The sequence below is a fragment of the Pacificoceanicola onchidii genome, from assembly GCF_004804335.1.
In the GTDB taxonomy this organism is placed as follows: Bacteria; Pseudomonadota; Alphaproteobacteria; order Rhodobacterales; family Rhodobacteraceae; genus Pacificoceanicola; species Pacificoceanicola onchidii.
The window spans coordinates 241,172-258,161 of record NZ_SRXY01000007.1 but is presented as its reverse complement, the minus strand read 5'-3'; the positions used below and the strand labels follow the sequence as shown (position 1 = coordinate 258,161).

Genomic DNA, 16,990 nt, shown 5'->3' with positions numbered 1-16,990 from the left:
CATGGATGATATTGACCGCATTATCGCGCAGTGGACCGCCGAGCGCCCAGACCTCGACGTCGGCCCGATGGCGCTGATCGGGCGCCTTGCGCGGCTGGCCAAGGCCGTGGCAGAGGCGCATGGAAAAGTCTTTGAAAAACATGGGCTGAGCGCGGCCGGCTTTGACGTTCTGGCCACGCTGCGCCGCGCCGGGCCACCGCATGCTCTGGACATCAAGAGCCTGCTTGCCTCCACCATGGTGACCAGCGGGACCATGACGAACCGGCTCGACAAGCTGGAGAAGGCAGGCTTGCTGGCGCGCCAACCCAACCCCGGCGACGGACGCGGCTTTATCGTGAAACTGACGGATCAGGGATTTCAGACGATTGACGCGGCAGTGACGGAGCACGTGGCAAACCAGCACGCGCTGGTGGCATCACTGAACCCGGACGAACGCAAGGCGCTGAACGCCTTGCTGCGCACCTGGGGCGCGGGTCTTCAAAAAGACTGATCAGATCGCGGAGCTGTGCCCCGCCTTGCTCAGATCATAGGCGTCAAACGCGCGGGCGACCAACCGGGTCAGCGGGCGCGCATCGGGCGGGATGATCAGGGCATCCTGCGTCACATCCAGCAGGTTTTCGAACTGCCCCGCCGCATCGCGCAAAATCCGCATGAGCGCCGGGCGCGTGATCTCGTGGTCGCGCAGAATCTCCGCAACATCGATGCGGAAATCGCACATGACCATCTCGATCAACCGGCTGCGCAGCAGATCCTCTCCGGCAAAGGCATGGCCGCGTGCGGTCGAGAAACGCCCTTCCCGAATGGCAGAGGTATGCGCGGACGTCGCCGGAGCGTTCTGGGCAAACCCTTGCGGGAAACGCGAAATGGACGAGGCCCCAACCCCGATCAGCGCCGAGGCCGTGTCATCGGTGTAACCCTGGAAGTTGCGCCGCAGCTTGCCGACCTTCTTGGCAATCGCAAGCCCGTCGGAGGGCTGCGCAAAGTGGTCGATGCCAATCTCTTCATAGCCATCCCAGAGGAACAACCGCTGCGCCGTCTCGAACAAAGCAAGCCGCTCCGCCGGAGTCGGCAGGGCATCCGACGGGATCATCTGCTGGCGCTTGGCCATCCACGGCACGTGCGCATAGCCATAAAGCGCCACGCGATCCGGGTTGAAGCTGAGCAGCTTCTGCACCGTTTCGGTGATCTTCATCTGGTTCTGGTGCGGCAGACCAAACAGGATGTCCGCGTTCAGACTGGTGACGCCGCGTTCGCGGATCATGTCCACCGCCGCCCGTGTGACATCGAACCCCTGAGGTCGGCCAATGGTTTCCTGAATTGCCGGATCAAAATCCTGCACACCGATCGACGCGCGGTTCATGCCGCCCTCGGCCAGCACATCCAGCCGCGCCCCGTCGATTTCGTTGGGATCAATCTCGACGGAAAACTCTGCATTTTCGCCAAACTCGGCGGTCTCAAGGACCGCGCCCAGCAGATCTTTCATCATGTCGGGCGTCAGGAGCGTCGGGGTTCCGCCGCCCCAATGCAGCCGCGACAGCTTGATTCCCTTTGGCAGATGCCGCCGCAGCATCGCCAATTCGGCCTTCAGCGTCTCGACATAAGCTTCGACCGGGCTAAGTGTCGCTGTGCCTTGCGTCCGGCAGGCGCAGAACCAACAGAGTCTGCGACAAAAAGGAACGTGCACATACAGCGAAACTTCCCCATTAACGGGGAGCGCTTCAATCCACGCGGCAAAGCGGTCTGGCCCTACGCCGCCAGCGAAATGCGGCGCCGTAGGGTACGAGGTGTAACGCGGTACTTTTGCGTCAAAAAGGCCCAGCCGGGCGAGTTGATTTCGCGAGTCCATACGCGTACGGTTAAGCGCATACTAGGTAGAAGACATTGACCCAGATCAACACGGGTGCCCCGATGCTAAACGAACGCAGTCTTGCCGTCTCGCAACAATGCGATTCGTGCCCGATCAGGCATCGGGCCGTTTGCGCACGCTGTGAGACCGACGAACTCGAGCTGCTTGAGGACATCAAGTACTATCGCAAGTTCGAAGCGGGCCAGACGGTGATCTGGTCAGGCGACCGCATGGACTTCGTCGGCTCCGTCGTGTCCGGCATCGCCAGCCTGACCCAGACCATGGAAGATGGCCGCACCCAGATGGTGGGCCTTTTGCTGCCGTCGGACTTCGTGGGCCGTCCGGGGCGCGACTGCGCGGCCTATGACGTCGTCGCCACCACCGATCTGGTGATGTGCTGCTTCCGCAAGTCCCCGTTCGAGGACCTGATGCTGCGCACGCCCCACATCGCCCAGCGCCTGCTCGAAATGACTTTGGACGAGCTGGATGCCGCGCGCGAATGGATGCTGGTGCTCGGGCGCAAGACCGCGCGCGAGAAGATTGCTTCGCTGCTGTCGATCATTGCCCGCCGCGATGCGTCCCTCAAACTCAAGGGCTCTGACGGGCCGCTGGTGTTTGATCTGCCTCTCACACGGGAGGCGATGGCCGACTATCTTGGCCTGACGCTGGAAACGGTCAGCCGCCAGATTTCCGCGCTCAAGCGGGACGGTGTGATCCATCTTGAAGGCAAGCGCCACGTGACGATCCCGGACCTGACGCGCCTGCTCGAAGAGGCCGGAGACGATGCGGACGGCGGCGTATTTGCCTGACCTGCGTTTCTTTACTTGCGACGTCTTCACTGAAAAACCCTTTGCGGGCAATCCCTTGGCTATCGTTCGGAGGGCTGACGGGCTGAGCACGGAGCAGATGCAGATCGTCGCGCGGGAGTTCAATCTCTCGGAGACGATCTTTGTTCAGACCCCGGCGAATCCCGCGCATTCAGCCAAGGTGCGGATTTTCTTTCCCGATGGAGAGATCCCCTTCGCCGGGCATCCCACCATCGGCTGCGCCATTCACCTGGCTCTGGAGACCGCGCCGGAAGGGGACTTCACACAGCAGATCGTGCTCGAAGAAGAGGCCGGTATTGTTCCTGTCGCGGTGACCCGCACGGCGGGCGCGGTTTCGGCCACACTCAAAGCGCCGGTGGTGCCTTTCGCCGGGACAGGCACCCTGCCCCCGACGGGCACTTTGGCCAGCGCCGTCGGGCTCACAGAGCCGGAACTTGGCTTTGACACCCACGCGGCCGGGCTCTGGCAGGGAGGGCCTGCCTTCCTTTATATTCCCGTGCGCGATTTGGCGGCGCTGGCCAAGGCCCGCCCGATTGAGCCGCATTGGACGGACGTCATGGAGGCCGCCGGGGTCGACAGCGCCTATCTCTATACCCCCGGCAGCGATTGCGATTTCCGGGCGCGGATGTTCTCGCCCACCGCAGGCATTCCCGAAGACCCGGCCACAGGCAGCGCCACGGCGATCCTCGCCGCGCAACTCAAGGCGGCGGGCGCGCTTGCCGCCGGCAAGAGCCGGTTTGTGCTTCACCAAGGGGTGGAAATGGGCCGCGCATCGCAGCTCGACCTTGCGGTCACCATGCAGGGCGATCAGATTACGGCCGTGCATCTGACCGGCTCTGCCGTCTCCATCAGCCAGGGCACCGTGCGGCGCCCAGACTGATTCTTTTTCCGAAGGCGAGGCGCGTTAATGCGTTTCCAGTTTACATTGAATCAACAAGCATCACCAATGGCTTGAGAACGCGAAGCGTGGCAGAGCATTGGTGATCCAATCGTAACTGGAAACGCTCTAATGCGCCATGAAGACCGTCACATTGGCCTGTTCGAGCATGTTGCGCGTCGCACCGCCGAGAATCGCCTCGCGGAAACGCGAATGCCCGTAGGCTCCCATCACCACCAGGTCAGCGCCCACATCGGTGACATGCCGCATCAGCACGTCTGACACGCGCGGCAGGGTCTTGGACAGAACGTCGATCTCCGCCCGAATCCCGTGCCGGACGAGGTATTGCGACAGCATCCCGCCGGGATCGGAGCGGTTCGGGCCGTGTTTCGGCGGGTCGATGACCACCACATGCACAAGCTCCGCCCCCTTGAGCACCGGCAGAGCCGCCCGCACGGCGCGCAGCGCCTCGGCGCTTTCGTTCCAACCAATCACCACACGTTTCGGGGCAGAAGGCGGATCGACATCGTCGGGCACCACGACCACCGGCACCTGACCTTCGAACATCGCGCCTTCGATCACCGGCTCAAGCTCGACCCCGTGATTCTTGCCATAGGGTTTGGGCAGGACAACCAGATCCGCGAAGCGGGCGCGCGCCGCGACGTGCCGCCCGATGTCCGCCAGTTGTGCCACGCCATGTTCCACGCTCCAGCGCAGCTCGAACCGGCCCAGCACCTCCCGCACCTGCGCGGCCAGCGCTTCGGCCTCTGTCGTGGCACGGTTCAGGGTTTCCTGAAGCACCATCGCGTTCGCCCCGGCGTAGTAATACCCGGTCTGGGTCCGGTCGACGCCAAAGCAGACGACATCCAGATGGGCATGCGCGCCCTGCGCCACCGCTGCGGCATGGCTGACGATGCTTTCCGCGAGATCGGGGTCCGTAACGACTGTCAGTATAGTCTTGTAACTCATGGCGTTTCCTCGGTCGCATGAATGGTCTGATTGTAAGACGCTAACCCGGGCGCAGATTGCCGCACTTTGATACGCATCAAGAGACAACCGGAAATCCATTGATGCAGATCAAGGTTACTTTTCCCGGGACAACGCAAAACCCTCCCAGTCTAAAAACCGCCTGCCGGGACTCCGAATCGTGCAGGTTCAGACGAAGGGACGAAAAATGTCGAATTATATCAAGCTCGTGGTGCTTGGTTTGGTGGCGATCTTTGCGATGGTCGCGACCAACTATGCCCGCGATCTGGCTTATCAGGTGCACGCCTTCATCATCTTGCTGGTGTCGGGCGGCCTGTTCATCTGGGTTCTCCGGAACACCGACGAAGACACGGTGACGGTGCATCCGCAAAACGAATACATGGACGGCGTGATCCGCGCCGGCGTGATCGCAACCGCCTTCTGGGGGGCCGTGGGCTTCCTTGTCGGCACCTTTATCGCATTCCAGCTGGCCTTCCCGGCGCTCAACTTTGACTGGGCACAGGGTTTCGCCAACTTCGGGCGTCTGCGTCCGCTGCACACCTCCGCGGTGATTTTTGCGTTTGGCGGCAACGCCCTGATCGCAACATCCTTCTACGTGGTTCAGCGCACCTCCGCCGCCCGCCTCTGGGGCGGCAATCTCGCCTGGTTCGTATTCTGGGGCTACCAGCTGGTGATCGTCCTCGCGGCGACCGGCTACCTGCTCGGCTCGACCCACGCCAAGGAATACGCCGAACCCGAGTGGTACGTTGACTGGTGGCTGACCATCGTCTGGGTGGCTTACCTCGCCGTCTTCGTCGGCACGATCGTGAAGCGCAAGGAGCCGCACATCTACGTGGCCAACTGGTTCTTCCTGTCGTTCATCCTGACAGTTGCCATGCTGCACCTGTTCAACAACATCGCCATTCCGGTCTCGATCTGGGGCTCCAAGTCCGTTCAGGTCTTCTCCGGTGTGCAGGACGCCATGGTTCAGTGGTGGTACGGCCACAACGCCGTGGGCTTCTTCCTGACCGCGGGCTTCCTCGGGATGATGTACTACTTTATCCCCAAGCAGGCCGAACGTCCGGTGTTCTCCTACAAGCTGTCGATCATCCACTTCTGGGCGCTGATCTTCATCTATATCTGGGCCGGTCCGCACCACCTGCACTACACCGCGCTGCCTGACTGGGCTTCGACCTTGGGCATGGTGTTCTCGGTTGTGCTCTGGATGCCGTCCTGGGGTGGTATGATCAACGGTCTGATGACGCTCTCGGGCGCATGGGACAAGCTCCGCACCGATCCCGTGATCCGCATGATGGTGATTTCCGTCGGCTTCTACGGCATGTCGACCTTCGAAGGTCCGATGATGTCGATCCGCGCCGTGAACTCGCTGTCGCACTACACCGACTGGACCATTGGTCACGTGCACTCCGGCGCGCTTGGCTGGAACGGCATGATCACCTTTGGCGCTCTGTACTACCTTGTGCCGAAGCTGTGGAACCGTGAGCGTCTCTACTCGCTCAGCCTCGTGTCCTGGCACTTCTGGCTCGCCACCATCGGCATCGTCTTCTACGCCGCATCCATGTGGGTGACCGGCATCATGGAAGGCCTGATGTGGCGCGAAGTGGACGCCAATGGCTTCCTCGTGAACTCCTTTGCCGACACCGTTGGCGCGAAGTTCCCGATGTACGTTGTGCGTGGCCTCGGGGGCGTGCTGTTCCTCGCTGGTGCCCTGATCATGTGCTATAACTTGTGGATGACCGCGCGTCGCGCCCCGGCTGTTGAAGCCGATGCCGCCGCCGCTCACGCCACGCCGGCCGAATAAGGAGGACCGGACACATGGCAATTCTTGATAAACACGCGATCCTTGAAAAGAACGTAACCCTGCTGGCCGTCTTCGCCTTCCTGGCGGTGACCATCGGGGGCATCGTTCAGATCGTGCCGCTCTTCTACCTCGACAACACCATCGAGGATGTCGAAGGCATGCGCCCCTACACCCCGCTCGAAATGGCGGGCAAGGAGATCTACCTGCGCGAAGGCTGCTACGTCTGCCACAGCCAGATGATCCGCCCGATGCGCGACGAGGTGGAGCGTTACGGCCACTACAGCCTCGCGGCCGAAAGCCAGTACGACCACCCGTTCCAGTGGGGCTCCAAGCGCACCGGTCCGGACCTCGCCCGTGTTGGCGGCCGCTATTCTGACGAATGGCACGTCGATCACATGCGCGATCCGCAGTCCGTTGTGCCGGAATCGGTCATGCCGAAGTATGGCTACCTCGAAAACAAGATGATTGATGGCAAGTACATCGGTGATCTTTTGGCGACCAACGCCATGGTCGGGGTGCCCTACAGCGAAGAGATGATCGCGTCTGCCCAGGCTGACTTCAAAGCCCAGGCCGATCCGGACAGCGACTTTGACGGTCTGCTCGAACGCTACGGCGACAAGGTGAATGTTCGCAACTTCGATGGCCAGCCGGGCATCTCCGAAGCGGACGCGCTCATCGCCTACCTGCAAATGCTGGGCACACTGGTCGACTTCTCGACCTTCACGCCTGACGCAAGCCGGTAAGGGGGAAGACTATGGAACAGTATTCCTTCCTGCGTGAGCTCGCAGACAGCTGGGCGCTTCTGGGCATGTTCGCCTTCTTCATGGGGATCGTGATCTGGGCCCTTCGGCCCGGATCCAAAGCGGTCCACACGGATACCGCGAACATCCCGTTCCGCCACGATGACAAACCCGCCGAATAAGGAGGCCGGGACATGAGTGACAACAAGAAAAACGACGATCTCGATTATGAGACGACCGGCCATAGCTGGGACGGGATCCAGGAGTACAACAAGCCTCTGCCGCGCTGGTGGCTGTGGACCTTCTACGTCTGTATCGTCTGGGGCATCGGCTACTCCATCGCCTATCCGGCATGGCCGCTGGTGAACTCCGCCACGGCCGGTGTGCTGGGCTACTCGACCCGCGGTGAAGTCGCGGAAGAGATTGCCCGCGTCGAGGAAAGCAACGCCGCAATCAACGAAAAGCTCGCCTCTGTCGAGCTGACCGAGATTGCAGCGGATGCGGAACTCAACGGCTATGCGCTCAACGCCGGTGCCGCCGTCTTCAAGACCTGGTGCGCCCAGTGTCACGGAGCCGGTGCTGCTGGTGCCAAGGGCTACCCGAACCTGCTGGACGACGACTGGCTCTGGGGCGGGACCATCGAGGACATCCACACCACCGTCACCGTCGGCATCCGTAACCCGGAGATCGACGAAGACTGGGCGCGGGTTTCCGAAATGCCGGCCTTTGGTCGCGACGAGCTGCTTGACGGCGAACAGATCGACCAGGTGGTCAACTACGTCATGACCCTGTCGGGCGGCGAGCCGCAGAACGCGGAGTTGGTGGCAGCCGGTGAGACCGTCTACCTCGACAACTGCTCGTCCTGTCACGCCGAAGACGGCAGCGGGGATCGCTATCAGGGCGCCCCTGCTCTGAATGACGCGATCTGGCTCTATGGCGGCGACTACGACACGTTGCATGACACGGTCTACAACGCCCGCTACGGCGTTATGCCGAACTGGAACGAGCGTCTCTCCGAAGCCGAGATCCGCGCCGTATCCACCTACGTGCACGGCCTTGGCGGCGGTGAAGCCTCCGAATAAGGTCTGACGTCCCTTCAGACTGCGAAGCGGGCCGGGATTTCCCGGCCCGCTTTCGTTTGTGGAACCAAAGTGCGGCGCCCGTCCCGGAGTTGATCCGGGAGCTCGCCGTCGCGCCCACTACCCGTTCCGCTTCAACCATTCTAGCACCCGAGCGCTGCGCCGCAGAGCCGTGGCCCCAGCGCCCAGCGTGATCACCCAAAGGCCGATCTCCAGCACAGGCCAGGCAACGGGCAAAACCAATGCAAGCAAAGCCGCCCCCGTCGCCACCGCCATGCGGTGCGGTTTGGCCATCGGGCCGCTGAAATCCGCCTGCGCCCCGGCACTGACACCCAGTTCGCGCACGTAAGCCGTCAGAACCGCCAGAGCCGCCGCCGCCCAGCCCAGCGCCGGGATGCCCGCGCCAAACCCCATGCCCACCAGAATGAGAATATCCGCCAGCCTGTCCGGCGCTTCGTTCCAGAACGCGCCGGTGGCGCTTTTCTTGCCGCCTTCGATGGCAACCATGCCGTCGAGCAAGTTGCACAGCAGGCGCATCTGCACGCCCAATGCCGCCAGCAGCAGCCACCACACGCTCCAGTCCGACAGGCAAAACGCGCCACCCGCCAGCAGGGCAAACCCGATGGATGCGGCAGAAATCTGGTTTGGCGTAACATGCGTCGCGGCCAGCTTTTGCGCGGCACGCGCGGCCAGGGCGGTGTCGCGGCTTTTCAGGGGGCGTCGGCTCTCGGTCATGGGTCAGGTCCAGAAAAAACGGGTCAGGTGGAAGAAGATCGGCGCAGAGAAGACCACCGAATCGAGCCGGTCGACAAAGCCGCCATGCCCGGCAATCAGATGGCCCCAATCCTTGATTCCCTTGTCCCGCTTAATCGCCGACATCACCAGCCCGCCAAAGAACCCCATCAGGGTCACAACCAGCGCCATCAAGAACGCTTGCCACGGGGCAAACGGCGTCAGCCACCACAGGAAAGCCCCTGCAAGCGAGGCGGTCAGAACCCCGCCGACAAACCCTTCCCAAGTCTTTGAGGGCGACAGCTTCGGCGCGATCTTCCGGCGGCCCAGCAGCTTGCCCCAGACGTATTGCATCACGTCGGAAAACTGCACGGTGAAGACGAGAAACGCGATCAGCAGGATGGATTTGCCTTCGAAACCGGGAATATCGAGCGTCAGCAGGGCTGGCACGTGAGAGGCAGCAAAAACACAGATCATCAGCGCCCATTGCGTCTCCGCGATACGCATCAGGAACCGGTCCGTCTCACCGCGCAGCACCGCCACAATCGGCAGGAACAAAAACGCGTAGACAGGGATGAAAATCGAATACATCCCGTACCAACCCATGCCGATAAACACGTATTGCAGCGGCAGGATGATGAAGAAGCTGCCCGCCAGCGCGTAGTGATCGGCCCGGCGTTTTTCCGTCAGAGTCAGGAACTCACGCAAGGCAGCAAAGCTCAGCAGGCCAAAGAGGATCAGAACCCCGGTGCGCCCCGCCAGCATGGCAAGCCCCAGAAGCGCCACCATGGCCCACCACGCCTTGATCCGGGCATTGAGGTTTTCAATCGTCGCATTGCTGCCGTCCCGGTTCAGCTTCAGGCTCAGCACAAACCCGATGACAGAGGCGACAAGAAGGATGCCCAGCACCCCGGCCATCAGTTGCAGAAATTCAGCAGGGGCTGTCATGTCTCGTCTCCCGGCGCCAATGCCAGCAGGGCCGCCTCGGCCCGTTTCAGGAATGCCGCCTTGTCCTCGTCCGGCGCGCGCTCCAGCGGCGCGCCAAAGGTCACGGTGCACAAAAGCGGGATCGGGATCACCTCGCCCTTGGGCATGACGTTGTTGAGATTATCAATCCAGACCGGCACCAGATCGACCTCCGGGCAGCGCTCCGCGAGGTGAAACAGCCCGGATTTGAACGGCAGCAGCGGCGTATCCCCCATGTTGCGGGTGCCTTCGGGGAAAAGGATCAGCGAGTCGCCCTTGTCTATGGCCTCGGCCATCTGGCCCACCGGGTCATCCACGCGCGCCTCTGCCTGACGCTGGATCAGCACCGCGCGGAACACGTCGCGCCCGATGAAACTCCGGAGCGGCGACGTCAGCCAATAATCAGCCGCCGCCACAGGCCGCGCACGGGCCCGCAACGCAGGCGGGAGCGAAGCCCAGATCAGCACAAAATCACCATTGCTGGTGTGATTGGCGAAATAGACGCGCTGCGCGGGCACGGGCTCAACCCCGTCCCAGATCCCCCGCACCGCCGTCACCAGATGCGCGAAGAAGGCAATTGCGGTGCCAGCGACACCGGCAAGACCCGTTCTGAGCCAATGCATGCTCACCCTTTCCCTGTTTCGGGTCAGACTATCCTTCCGATGCCTGGACAGGGAGTCCGGATTACCGGAGGTTTTCCGGACGCTGCGCGGAGGGGTTGGCGTTTCAGCTTTGGTGAGAGGTGCGCTTTTTGCGGACGTTCATCTCACCTCCAGCGCGGCGGCCTGCGGCCTTGATTCCGCGCTGAGGCACCGGGAACGGCTGCCCCACAAAGCCAAAACACCCAATAAAACATACATCAAAAATAATATTCAAAATCCGGCGTGTAACGCGCATGGACTTGATTTGCATCAAGGTCGCCCGCCCCCTTTCGCGCAAAACTCAGCCCATAAGCCGGGGCCCTCCCCCCGGTTACTCCAAAACCCCGCTCACAAGGTGGGGTCCTGACGCCGGTGCTTCGTCCTGTTCGCGCGTTTCCTGAAGCACCGGCGTCCTTTCATTTTCCCAGCAGAAACCCGATCCAGCGCAACCGGCGCTCAGGCTTCGCCCCGCCCTGCACAGGCGGCGGCATGTACAGGATCGGATCAATCATCGCGGCCCCGCCTTTGCCCCGCATGGCTGCGAAACGGCAGATCTTCATCGCGCCAGGACAGTTTCGGCAGATCATGGCGATCGCGAAACTCTGGCTGGCTGCGGGTTGCCGTCATGAAAGTTTTTGCAAATATTCCAAACATGGCCTTATCCTTTCTTCATCGCCTTTCCGGTTTCTTTTCTGCGCTGAAACCTGTGATAAAGCGACTCAGGAATACTCTCATACTGTAAGCTAAGGTTACATATGAACTGGAACAACCTTCCCCCACTCACCGCCCTCCGGGCCTTTGCCGCCTATGCGCAGACCGGCTCTGTCGAGGCGGCCGGGCAGGCGCTCAACGTCACTCACGCCGCGATCAGTCAACAAATGCGGCAGCTCGAGGCGCATATGGGCGTTGTCTTGCTCGACCGCAGCGGGCGGAGCCTTGCCCTGACGCCGGAGGGGCGCACCCTCGCCGATGCCTTGCGCGACGGCTTTGGCCAGATCATCCAGAGCGTCGAATCTCTGACCGGCACGGACGCCGACCGCCCGCTGCTGCTCTCGACCACCCCCACTTTTGCCGCCTCATGGCTCATGCCTCGGCTTGGCCGTTTTCGCGAGCAGCACCCGGATATTTCTCTGATGGTCGATCCGAGCGCGGCGGTCAGCGCGCTGGAGCCCGGCGGCATCGACGTCGCCCTGCGTTACGGCAACGGAAACTGGCCGGGACTGGAGGCCGAACTGCTGGTCAAGTCCGCCGTGGTGGTCGTCGCCGCGCCACATCTCGTGGAAAGCAAGACCATTCAGACACCTTCGGACCTGCGGGATTTCCATTGGCTTCAGGAGTTTGGCACCACGGAGGCAACGGACTGGCTGTCCGAGCATGGCGTCACCAGCGCGCCCGGCCGCGCCATCACCGCGCTGCCCGGCAACATGATGATCGAGGCCGTGCGGCAAGGTCAGGGCGTCGCCTCGCTGGCCGGGGTTTTTGTCGAAGATGACATCCGCGCCGGGCGTCTCAAGGTGCTGTTCAAGGACACCCGCAAGTCCGGTTATCACCTCGTCACGCGCCCCGGCGTGCAGCGCCCACCCCTGCGTGCGTTCACCCGCTGGATCAGGCGCGAGGCCGCGCGGCCTACCGAGACGCCGACGCTGCCGCCACGCAAAACCTGAATTGAAGATGTAGTATTTGATGCAGGTCAAGGAGGCCGGGCGCGCAAGCTGGGAAAAGGGCAGCAACAAAAATCCTTTACGGAGCGAATCCCCCGTGTCCGACAGCAACACGCCAGCGCCGAGCCTCTATGCGGCCCGCGAGCCAATCTTCCCCCGCCGCGTTTCCGGAAACTTCAGAAGTCTCAAGTGGGTCCTGCTCACGCTGATGCTGGGCGTGTACTACATCACGCCCTGGCTGCGCTGGGACCGCGGCCCGGAACTGCCGGATCAGGCGGTACTGCTTGACCTTGGCGGACGCCGGTTCTTCTTCTTCTGGATCGAAATCTGGCCGCACGAATTTTACTTCGTGGCTGGCCTTCTGGTCATGGCGGGCCTCGGCCTCTTCCTCTTTACCTCTGCGCTTGGGCGGGTCTGGTGCGGCTATGCCTGCCCGCAAACGGTCTGGACAGACCTCTATATCCTTGTCGAGCGCTGGATCGAAGGCGACCGCAACGCCCGCCTCCGCCTGCACCGGCAAAAGAAGATGGACTTCCGCAAAGCCCGCCTGCGCATCACGAAATGGACCGTCTGGTTCCTGATCGGTCTCGCCACCGGCGGGGCCTGGGTGTTCTATTTCACCGACGCGCCGACGCTGCTTGTCGACCTTGTCACGCTGAATGCGCACCCCGTCGCCTATACCACCATGTTGGTTCTGACGCTGACGACCTTCTTCTTCGGCGGTTTTGCGCGTGAGCAGATCTGCATCTACGCCTGCCCCTGGCCGCGCATTCAGGCTGCCATGATGGACGAGGACACGCTCACCATCGGCTACCGCGACTGGCGCGGCGAAGCGCGCGGCAAAGGCAAGAACCGTGAAGGGCTTGGCGATTGCATCGACTGCGCCGCCTGCGTCAACGTCTGCCCCATGGGCATCGACATTCGCGACGGCCAGCAGATGGCCTGCATCACCTGCGGGCTGTGCATCGACGCCTGCGACGACATGATGGACAAGGTCGGCAAGCCGCGCGGCCTGATCGACTACCTTGCCCTGTCGGACGAAACCCGCGAACGCGAAGGCCACGAGCCGCGCTCCGTCTGGAAGCACATCTTCCGCCCGCGTGTCATTCTCTACACCTCGCTTTGGTCGCTGGTGGGGATCGGGCTGGTCTTTGCCCTGTTTATCCGGCCCGAGATCGAAATGACCGTGGCCCCGGTGCGCAACCCGACCTTTGTCACCCTGTCGGACGGCTCCATCCGCAACACCTACGATGTGCGCCTGCTGAACAAACGTGGCGAATCCCGCCCGTTCCGGATTACTCTGACCGGCAACGAATACCTGCGGGTGCAGCTTGAGGGCACACCCTACGAGACCGTCGATGTCCCGGCCAACGAGACCCATCTGCAAAAGGTCTACGTGATCGCGCCGCGCGGCTCTGAACCGGCGGAAAGCGAACGGGTGGACTTCCGCTTCTGGGTCGAAGACCTGACCACCGGGGACCGCGCCCACAACGACACGATCTTCAACGGGAGGGCCAACTGATGGCGACTGCGAAGGAACGGAAACTCACCGGCTGGCACGTCCTTGCGATCTTTGTCGGCGCGTTCGGGATCATCATCGGTGTCAACCTCGCGCTGGCCTACAACGCGGTGAAAACCTTCCCGGGGCTGGAGGTGAAAAACTCCTACATCGCCAGCCAGACCTTCAACGACCGCAAGGAAGCACAGGAAGCGCTCGGCTGGGACATCGCGGCGACGCTGGACGGCGATATGCTTCTGCTGTCGATCACCGATGAGAACGGCCGTCCGGTTCAGGCCGGCAAGCTCGAAGCCAAGGTTGGCCGCCCGACCAATGTCAAAGAGGACATCACACCGGAGTTCAGCTACAACGGCCGCGCCTACGTGGCCTATGTGGACCTGCGCCCCGGCAACTGGGACGTCTGGCTCAAGGCCGTCTCGCTGGATGGCACCGAGTTCCAGCAACGCCTGACCATGACGATCGGAGGCTGAGATGACCGCGACGATGCGCCCACCCGCGTCGGCCTGCCCGGCCTGTTCCGCGGCGCCTGCCGCCGAAGCCCTTGCCGCCGCGCAAGAGCCCGTAGAGGCGCATATCGTCCTGTCCTTGCCAACGATCCATTGCGCCGCCTGCATGGCCTCGGTCGAACGCGCCCTGTCGGACGCGCCGGGCGTGCGGTCTTCGCGCGTAAACCTGACCATGAAACGGGTCAGCATCGAAGCAGATCCGAATGTGTCCGCAGCCGATGTCATCCCCTTTGTCGAAGGGGCGGGCTACGAGGCGCACGAGCTTGACTCGACCGCCATCTCCGCCACCGCCACGGACCGCGCCGGGCGCGATCTGCTGATGCGCCTCGCCGTCTCCGGCTTTGCCGCGATGAACGTCATGCTTCTGTCCATCGCCGTCTGGTCCGGGGCAGAGGGGGCCACGCGCGATCTCTTCCACTGGATTTCCGCCGCCATCGTCCTGCCCGCTGTCGCCTTCTCGGCTCAGCCGTTTTTTAAAAACGCTTGGACCGCGCTCAAGGCCGGGGCGCTCAACATGGACGTGCCGATCTCGCTGGCGATCCTTTTGGCTGTCGGCACCTCGCTTTGGGAGACGTCGCTATCGGGCGAGCACGCCTATTTCGACGCGGCCATCGCCCTCACCTTCTTCCTTCTGACAGGCCGTTACCTCGATCACCGCACCCGCTCCGTCGCCCGTTCCGCCGCCGAAGAGCTTGCCGCTCTCGAAGTGCCACGCGCGTGGCGCATGGTGGACGGGGTCGAAGAACAGGTTTCTGTCTCCGAGCTTGCCATCGGGGACATCCTGCATGTCAAACCCGGCGCGCGCATGCCCGTCGATGGTGTGATCACCGAAGGCTCCTCCGAACTCGACCGCTCGCTTCTGACTGGCGAAACCCTGCCCGTTCTGGCCGAGCCGGGCCGCGACGTCAGCGCGGGCGAAGTCAACCTCACCGGCCCCCTCCTGATCCGCGCCACCGCCGTGGGCCGCGACACCTCGCTGCACCGCATGGCCGATCTGGTCGCCGTCGCGGAATCGGGCCGCTCGCGCTACACCTCGCTCGCCGACAAGGCCGCCAAGCTCTACGCCCCCGGCGTTCACATCCTCTCGGCCCTCGCCTTTGTCGGCTGGTGGCTCTACTCCGGCGATCTGCGCATTGCGCTCAACATCGCCGCCGCCGTTCTGATCATCACCTGCCCCTGCGCGCTTGGCCTTGCCGTGCCTGCCGTGACCACCGCCGCCTCCGGCCGCCTGTTCCGCAAGGGCTTGCTGATCAAGGATGCCACCGCGCTGGAGCGTCTCGCACAGGTCGACACCGTTGTCTTCGACAAGACCGGCACCCTGACCGCAGGCACGCCGGAACTGACAAACCTGCAGGATTTCACCCGCCGCGATCTCGAAATTGCGCTGGCGTTGGCGATGGGCTCCGCCCACCCGCTTTCCCAATCCTTGACCTCTGCCGCGCGCGAGGCCGGGATTGAACCGGCAGAAGTGACCGGGATCACCGAAGTCCCCGGCTTTGGGTCCGAAGGGATCTGGCAAGGCAATCGCGTCCGCCTTGGCCGCGCCGCCTGGGTCGGCGCGGGCACCTCCGAGATGACATCCGCCTGGCTCAGCATCCAGGGCGGCACGCCGCAGGCCTTCACCTTCACAGACCGTCTGCGCGATGGCGCGGAAGAGGCCGTGGCCGCGCTTCAGGCCGCTGGCAAACGCGTGATCCTCATGTCCGGCGACACCACTGCCGCCGTCGAGGCGCTCGCCACCCGTCTGAACATCACCCAATGGCTGGCCGAGGCCCTGCCGCAAGACAAGGCCACCCGTATTCAGGCCCTGACCGATGACGGCGCCAAGGTGCTCATGGTCGGCGACGGTCTCAACGACACCGCCGCCCTCACCGCCGCCCATGTCTCGATCTCGCCCGCCTCCGCGCTCGACGCCGCCCGCGTGGCCTCCGACATCGTGCTGCTCGGCAAAAGCCTTGCGCCCCTGCCGGACGCCGCCCAGACGGCGGAGAAAGCCGTCAAGCGAATCCGCGAGAACTTCACAATCGCAAGCTGGTACAATATCATTGCCGTACCGCTCGCCATCGCCGGGCTGTGCTCGCCGCTGATCGCCGCATTGGCCATGTCGGCCAGCTCCATCACCGTCTCGCTCAACGCCCTGCGCCTGAGGTAACCCGATGAATATCCTGACCTACCTCATCCCGATCTCTCTGGTCCTCGGCGGCGCAGGTCTTGCGTTTTTCGTCTTTACGATCCGGTCAAACCAATACGACGATCCCGAAGGCGACGCCCAGCGCATCCTGTCCGGCGAGTACGACGACCACCCCAAGCCCTAAAATACTCAGACCGGCAAAGCCGTCGTCTTGAACACCGTACGCAGGGCAAAGGAAGACTGCATCTGCGCCACCCCCGGCAGCCGCGTCAGATATTGCCGGTGAATACGGGCAAAATCCTCGGTGTCTTCGGCCACCACTTTCAGGATGTAATCCGCCGTGCCCGCCATCAGGTGACATTCAAGCACATCCGGCACCCGTGAGACTGCCTTTTCAAAGGCGTCCAGCACGTCGTCCGCCTGCGCCTGCAACTTGATCTCCACAAAAACCGTCGACGGAAACCCCATCTTGCGCGCGTCCAGCAGCGCCACATACCCGCGCAAAACGCCATCGCTCTCCAGCCTCTGAACCCGCCGGTGACAGGCCGAGGCCGACAGGTTTACCTTCTCCGACAGGTCCGCATTGGAAATCCGGCCTTCCTTCTGCAGAACCCGCAGAATACGCCGATCTGTCTCGTCTATCTGCACAGGCACAAGGTTCTCCCGCTGTTAGCGCA

The 16,990-nt window shown here is 62.8% G+C and carries 20 protein-coding genes; 12 read left to right on the top strand and 8 right to left on the bottom strand.

The genetic code is table 11. The annotated features are described in order from the left end of the window. The first annotated feature begins 1 nt into the window (after position 1). On the top strand, positions 2-490 hold the full coding sequence (locus E4662_RS18500; RefSeq protein WP_136443091.1) for a MarR family winged helix-turn-helix transcriptional regulator: 489 nt from the start codon (positions 2-4) through the stop codon (positions 488-490). On the opposite strand, the gene hemN is transcribed toward E4662_RS18500, so the two are convergent. Further along, complete coding sequence (gene hemN / locus E4662_RS18495; RefSeq protein WP_136443090.1) at positions 491-1,846, bottom strand: oxygen-independent coproporphyrinogen III oxidase; 1,356 nt, start codon at positions 1,844-1,846, stop codon at positions 491-493. A gap of 62 nt (positions 1,847-1,908) precedes the next feature. On the opposite strand from hemN, the gene fnrL reads away from it, so the two are divergent. Both fnrL and E4662_RS18485 read left to right on the top strand, forming a co-directional pair. Next, positions 1,909-2,655 carry a transcriptional regulator FnrL gene (gene fnrL, locus E4662_RS18490; protein WP_136443089.1) on the top strand — a complete coding sequence of 249 codons (747 nt, stop codon included), beginning with the start codon at positions 1,909-1,911 and terminating at the stop codon, positions 2,653-2,655. Next, entirely contained in the window at positions 2,630-3,553 is a 924-nt protein-coding gene (locus E4662_RS18485) for a PhzF family phenazine biosynthesis protein (protein ID WP_136443088.1), read from the top strand. Before fnrL ends, E4662_RS18485 begins: the two co-directional genes overlap by 26 nt. A 126-nt stretch (positions 3,554-3,679) precedes the next feature. On the opposite strand, the gene E4662_RS18480 is transcribed toward E4662_RS18485, so the two are convergent. Then, positions 3,680-4,519, bottom strand: a complete 840-nt coding sequence (locus E4662_RS18480; protein WP_136443087.1) for a universal stress protein — start codon at positions 4,517-4,519, stop codon at positions 3,680-3,682. Positions 4,520-4,724: 205 nt separating this feature from the next. Between E4662_RS18480 and ccoN the strand changes: the two genes are divergently transcribed. Genes ccoN through ccoP form a run of 4 tightly spaced genes read left to right on the top strand, consistent with a single transcriptional unit; the run spans position 4,725 to position 8,160 of the window. After that, a complete protein-coding gene (gene ccoN, locus E4662_RS18475) occupies positions 4,725-6,338 on the top strand; it encodes a cytochrome-c oxidase, cbb3-type subunit I (RefSeq protein ID WP_136443086.1) in 1,614 nt (537 codons plus the stop codon). 14 nt (positions 6,339-6,352) lie between these two features. Then, positions 6,353-7,081, top strand: a complete 729-nt coding sequence (ccoO, locus tag E4662_RS18470; RefSeq protein WP_136443085.1) for a cytochrome-c oxidase, cbb3-type subunit II — start codon at positions 6,353-6,355, stop codon at positions 7,079-7,081. A gap of 11 nt (positions 7,082-7,092) precedes the next feature. Then, the gene (locus tag E4662_RS18465) at positions 7,093-7,260 is read left to right on the top strand and encodes a cbb3-type cytochrome c oxidase subunit 3 (protein ID WP_136443084.1); all 168 of its coding nucleotides are present in this window, start codon (positions 7,093-7,095) and stop codon (positions 7,258-7,260) included. Positions 7,261-7,272: 12 nt separating this feature from the next. Next, positions 7,273-8,160: a cytochrome-c oxidase, cbb3-type subunit III gene (gene ccoP, locus E4662_RS18460; protein ID WP_136443083.1), complete on the top strand. Its 888-nt coding sequence runs from the start codon at positions 7,273-7,275 to the stop codon at positions 8,158-8,160. A gap of 117 nt (positions 8,161-8,277) precedes the next feature. Here the strand turns inward: ccoP and E4662_RS18455 are convergent, their stop codons facing one another. The 5 genes from E4662_RS18455 to E4662_RS24140 all read right to left on the bottom strand — a co-directional run bounded on the left by E4662_RS18455 (position 8,278) and on the right by E4662_RS24140 (position 11,150). Next, entirely contained in the window at positions 8,278-8,892 is a 615-nt protein-coding gene (locus E4662_RS18455; RefSeq protein ID WP_136443082.1) for a CDP-alcohol phosphatidyltransferase family protein, read from the bottom strand. 3 nt (positions 8,893-8,895) lie between these two features. After that, positions 8,896-9,837, bottom strand: a complete 942-nt coding sequence (locus tag E4662_RS18450) for a phosphatidate cytidylyltransferase (RefSeq protein WP_136443081.1) — start codon at positions 9,835-9,837, stop codon at positions 8,896-8,898. Further along, positions 9,834-10,478 (bottom strand): lysophospholipid acyltransferase family protein, encoded by a 645-nt coding sequence (locus tag E4662_RS18445; RefSeq protein WP_136443080.1) that lies wholly within the window; start codon positions 10,476-10,478, stop codon positions 9,834-9,836. Before E4662_RS18445 ends, E4662_RS18450 begins: the two co-directional genes overlap by 4 nt. A 103-nt stretch (positions 10,479-10,581) precedes the next feature. Beyond that, positions 10,582-10,767, bottom strand: a complete 186-nt coding sequence (locus E4662_RS18440) for a hypothetical protein (protein WP_136443079.1) — start codon at positions 10,765-10,767, stop codon at positions 10,582-10,584. Between the two features lie 233 nt (positions 10,768-11,000). Then, complete coding sequence (locus E4662_RS24140; RefSeq protein ID WP_168798016.1) at positions 11,001-11,150, bottom strand: hypothetical protein; 150 nt, start codon at positions 11,148-11,150, stop codon at positions 11,001-11,003. A 101-nt stretch (positions 11,151-11,251) separates the two neighbouring features. On the opposite strand from E4662_RS24140, the gene E4662_RS18435 reads away from it, so the two are divergent. The 5 genes from E4662_RS18435 to ccoS all read left to right on the top strand — a co-directional run bounded on the left by E4662_RS18435 (position 11,252) and on the right by ccoS (position 16,497). Then, positions 11,252-12,160, top strand: a complete 909-nt coding sequence (locus tag E4662_RS18435; RefSeq protein ID WP_136443078.1) for a LysR family transcriptional regulator — start codon at positions 11,252-11,254, stop codon at positions 12,158-12,160. A gap of 94 nt (positions 12,161-12,254) precedes the next feature. Further along, positions 12,255-13,679, top strand: coding sequence for a cytochrome c oxidase accessory protein CcoG (ccoG, locus tag E4662_RS18430; RefSeq protein ID WP_136443077.1), 1,425 nt, complete (start codon positions 12,255-12,257; stop codon positions 13,677-13,679). Beyond that, positions 13,679-14,146, top strand: a complete 468-nt coding sequence (locus E4662_RS18425) for a FixH family protein (RefSeq protein WP_206080310.1) — start codon at positions 13,679-13,681, stop codon at positions 14,144-14,146. Before ccoG ends, E4662_RS18425 begins: the two co-directional genes overlap by 1 nt. A 1-nt stretch (position 14,147) precedes the next feature. Next, complete coding sequence (locus E4662_RS18420) at positions 14,148-16,334, top strand: heavy metal translocating P-type ATPase (protein ID WP_136443075.1); 2,187 nt, start codon at positions 14,148-14,150, stop codon at positions 16,332-16,334. A 4-nt stretch (positions 16,335-16,338) separates the two neighbouring features. Then, entirely contained in the window at positions 16,339-16,497 is a 159-nt protein-coding gene (ccoS, locus tag E4662_RS18415) for a cbb3-type cytochrome oxidase assembly protein CcoS (protein WP_136443074.1), read from the top strand. 5 nt (positions 16,498-16,502) lie between these two features. Here the strand turns inward: ccoS and E4662_RS18410 are convergent, their stop codons facing one another. Then, positions 16,503-16,961, bottom strand: coding sequence for an Lrp/AsnC family transcriptional regulator (locus E4662_RS18410; protein ID WP_136443169.1), 459 nt, complete (start codon positions 16,959-16,961; stop codon positions 16,503-16,505). Positions 16,962-16,990 lie beyond the last annotated feature (29 nt).

Coding starts and splice junctions, on each gene's coding strand:
- E4662_RS18500 (WP_136443091.1), top strand. CDS start 2: ATGGATGATATTGACCGCATTATCGCGCAGTGGACCGCCGAGCGCCCA.
- E4662_RS18455 (WP_136443082.1), bottom strand. CDS start 8,892: ATGACCGAGAGCCGACGCCCCCTGAAAAGCCGCGACACCGCCCTGGCC.
- E4662_RS18445 (WP_136443080.1), bottom strand. CDS start 10,478: ATGCATTGGCTCAGAACGGGTCTTGCCGGTGTCGCTGGCACCGCAATT.
- E4662_RS18440 (WP_136443079.1), bottom strand. CDS start 10,767: ATGCAAATCAAGTCCATGCGCGTTACACGCCGGATTTTGAATATTATT.
- hemN (WP_136443090.1), bottom strand. CDS start 1,846: ATGGACTCGCGAAATCAACTCGCCCGGCTGGGCCTTTTTGACGCAAAA.
- fnrL (WP_136443089.1), top strand. CDS start 1,909: ATGCTAAACGAACGCAGTCTTGCCGTCTCGCAACAATGCGATTCGTGC.
- ccoP (WP_136443083.1), top strand. CDS start 7,273: ATGAGTGACAACAAGAAAAACGACGATCTCGATTATGAGACGACCGGC.
- E4662_RS18485 (WP_136443088.1), top strand. CDS start 2,630: ATGCGGACGGCGGCGTATTTGCCTGACCTGCGTTTCTTTACTTGCGAC.
- E4662_RS18465 (WP_136443084.1), top strand. CDS start 7,093: ATGGAACAGTATTCCTTCCTGCGTGAGCTCGCAGACAGCTGGGCGCTT.
- E4662_RS18420 (WP_136443075.1), top strand. CDS start 14,148: ATGACCGCGACGATGCGCCCACCCGCGTCGGCCTGCCCGGCCTGTTCC.
- ccoO (WP_136443085.1), top strand. CDS start 6,353: ATGGCAATTCTTGATAAACACGCGATCCTTGAAAAGAACGTAACCCTG.
- E4662_RS18435 (WP_136443078.1), top strand. CDS start 11,252: ATGAACTGGAACAACCTTCCCCCACTCACCGCCCTCCGGGCCTTTGCC.
- E4662_RS18425 (WP_206080310.1), top strand. CDS start 13,679: ATGGCGACTGCGAAGGAACGGAAACTCACCGGCTGGCACGTCCTTGCG.
- ccoS (WP_136443074.1), top strand. CDS start 16,339: ATGAATATCCTGACCTACCTCATCCCGATCTCTCTGGTCCTCGGCGGC.
- E4662_RS18450 (WP_136443081.1), bottom strand. CDS start 9,837: ATGACAGCCCCTGCTGAATTTCTGCAACTGATGGCCGGGGTGCTGGGC.
- ccoN (WP_136443086.1), top strand. CDS start 4,725: ATGTCGAATTATATCAAGCTCGTGGTGCTTGGTTTGGTGGCGATCTTT.
- E4662_RS18480 (WP_136443087.1), bottom strand. CDS start 4,519: ATGAGTTACAAGACTATACTGACAGTCGTTACGGACCCCGATCTCGCG.
- E4662_RS24140 (WP_168798016.1), bottom strand. CDS start 11,150: ATGTTTGGAATATTTGCAAAAACTTTCATGACGGCAACCCGCAGCCAG.